Consider the following 2,709-nt stretch of genomic DNA (forward strand, 5'->3'; position numbering starts at 1 on the left):
GGCCAGTGCGGCGCATTGAACGTTTCTCCAGGTGCGAAAACGCCGGCTCTCGAGCCGGCGTTTTTTCGTCATGCCACCGCTGCGGTATCGCAGCGGTGGCGCCTCATCACTGGAAGTAGCGGGCCTTGGCGCTGGCCTGGCAGCTGTCCTTGGCGTCGCCCGATAGCGAATCGCAGCGTTCGTTGGCGACCTTGTAGTCGGCCTTCAGCTTGGTCTCAAGCGCATCGGACTGCGCGGTGGCGACCTTCTTGTTGGCCTTCAGGTCGGCCTTGGCCTTGTCATGCTCGGCCTTGGCTTCGGCGACGCAGACGTCCTTGGCATTGCCGGACTTGTCATCGCACATTTCCTTGGCCAGCTTGTAGCGTGCCTCGTAGCGGGACTCCAGGTAATCGTTGTGATCCTTGACCGTGCCGGTGTACTGGTATTCGAGGTTGGCCAGGGCGACCTTTTCATGAGCCTTGGCGCGCTCGACGCACACATCCTTGGCATTGCCCGCCAGCGAGCCACATTTGTCGCGCTCAGCCTTGAACATGGCCTTGACCTCATCCTTGGCCTGCGAATAGACCGGCTTGGTCAGATTGGCCGAAGCCGTGCCGGCAAGGCCGACCAGTGCGAGGGCACACAAAAGGCGGGAGGTGCGGATTTGCTTCGTCATGGGGATCTCCTTTGGCTTGATGGGTGGCAGCGTCATGCCTTCAACAGGGCAGGTGCCACGCCGCTGAGCTTATGAATCCGCCCGTGCTGGCCGTGTCGGCGTCGCGGCCCTACAAAGGTCGGACGACGCCGCGTGGGCGAAGCTCGGGTGAGGCCTTGAGTAATGCTCATGTTTCTGGATGGCGCTCATCCGCCTCGCCTGCTCGTTCGTGATGGGCCTGCTGGTGTGCAGGATGACGCTGCGCCGCCGCATTCCCTTCGCCTTCGCCGCGCTGTCATTCGATGCGTCGGTCACACTGCCCGCCGCCGCCGCCGAAAGCCGAAGCTGAGACCGTCCGATGCCAGAGCGGGGACGACGGCCTCTGAATCTCACCCAATTGGAGATTGACCGATGAAATGCTTTATCTGGCTCACATGCCTCGCCGCCATGGCTTGCGGGGTGGTCACCGACGCCCTGGCCGCGCCGCCCAAGAAGCTTCTCATCGTCACGACGACGATGGGCTTTCGCCACAGCTCCATCGAGACGGCGGAACGCGTGCTGGCGTCGCTCGGACAGTCGTCCGGCTCGTTTGACGTGGAGCTGGCGGCCGTCACGCCCGTCGAAGGCACCGCTGCGGCGGTCTACGCCGAGCAGGTCAGAACCATGCTGGAGCGCAAGCTGAATCCTGCGGCGCTGAAGCGCTACGACGGCATCGTCTTCGCCAGCACCACGGGCGAGCTGCCACTGCCCGACAAGGAGGCCTTCATCCAATGGATCAGGGACGGCGGCGCCTTCATCGGCATCCACAGCGCCACCGACACCCTGCACGCCTACCGCCCCTACATCGACATGCTGGGCGGCGAGTTCGACTATCACCGCGAGCAGGTGAGCATCGAAGCCCTCAACCGCGACGCCTCGCACCCGGCGAACCGCCATCTGCCCGTCACCTGGACCCTTGATGGCAAGCTTGAAGAGATCTACGTCTTCAAAAATCATGACCCCGCTGGCGTGCACGATCTGCTCGTGCTGGATCGGCATCCGAACACCCACGCGCCCGGGCACTTTCCGATTTCCTGGTGCCGGAACTTCGGCAAGGGCCGGGTGTTCTACACAGCGCTGGGCCACAACGAGCATGTGTGGCTCATGCCAGCCTTCCAAAGTCACGTGCTGGGCGGCATCGCGTGGGCACTGGGGCTCAAGTAGTCGTATAAATCGGTGGTCTGGCGATGCAGACCAGTTCTCTCATACCAACAGGAGGCGGCCATGAAAGCTGCGACAGACTGGAAGATTGGGACCCGTCTGACAGCGGGATTTGCAATGGTCATCGCGTTGCTGGCCGCGCTGGCCATCATCGGCGTGACGAAGATCAACGCGGTGAATGGCAGCACCGAAATCATCCTGCACGACCGTTTCGTCAAGGTGTCGCTGGCTCACCTCATCGAGAACGAGGTGAACGCGCAGCTGCGAGCCATCAGGACGGCATTGATCGCCTCCGACAAAGGGGTTGTCGACAAGGAGCTGGCCAAGATCGAGGCCTCCGTGCCCGTGGTGAACGACGCCATCCAGAAGCTGACGGCTACCGTGCACAGCGAGCGGGGCCGAGCGGCCTTGCAGGCGCTGGTCGACGGCCGGGCGAAATTCAAGGAACACCAGGCGCCTCTGATTGAAATGATCAAGGCCGGAAAGGTCGAGGACGGGCGCACAGAACTCATCACCGGCATCCTGCCGGTGCAAGGCGTCTATCTGCATGCGGTCGAGGAGTTCGCCAGGTCCCAGACCGAGAGCATGGAGCAGTTTGGCGCCGAGGCCAAGGAAACCGCCGCTGCAGCGAAGATCCTCACGATCGTGCTATCGGCTGTCGCCGTGGGCCTTGCAACCCTGATCGCCGTCTTGCTGAGCCGCTCGATCACGAGGCCGATCGCCGAGGCGCTGCACGTCGCCGAAACCGTTGCGTCCGGCGACTTGACCTCGGAGATCAAGTCGCATGGCCGGGACGAAACGGGCCAACTGCTGCTGGCGCTGCATTCGATGAATCAGAGCCTGGTGCGCATCGTGGATCAGGTGCGCCTGAGCAG

The 2,709-nt window shown here is 63.0% G+C and carries 4 protein-coding genes; 3 read left to right on the plus strand and 1 reads right to left on the minus strand.

The annotated features are described in order from the left end of the window. Positions 1–106: 106 nt before the first annotated feature. Entirely contained in the window at positions 107–655 is a 549-nt protein-coding gene (locus tag ACXJKR_RS29255) for a hypothetical protein (protein ID WP_457325839.1), read from the minus strand. Positions 656–833: 178 nt separating this feature from the next. Between ACXJKR_RS29255 and ACXJKR_RS29260 the strand changes: the two genes are divergently transcribed. The 3 genes from ACXJKR_RS29260 to ACXJKR_RS29270 all read left to right on the plus strand — a co-directional run. Beyond that, positions 834–983 (plus strand): hypothetical protein, encoded by a 150-nt coding sequence (locus ACXJKR_RS29260; RefSeq protein WP_157281602.1) that lies wholly within the window; start codon positions 834–836, stop codon positions 981–983. 62 nt (positions 984–1,045) lie between these two features. After that, the gene (locus ACXJKR_RS29265; RefSeq protein WP_457325840.1) at positions 1,046–1,837 is read left to right on the plus strand and encodes a ThuA domain-containing protein; all 792 of its coding nucleotides are present in this window, start codon (positions 1,046–1,048) and stop codon (positions 1,835–1,837) included. Positions 1,838–1,963: 126 nt separating this feature from the next. Then, positions 1,964–2,709, plus strand: a 746-nt coding sequence (locus tag ACXJKR_RS29270; protein WP_457325841.1) for an MCP four helix bundle domain-containing protein, incomplete at its 3' end; no start/stop codon positions are given.

Source organism: Roseateles sp. P5_E11 (assembly GCF_054049355.1).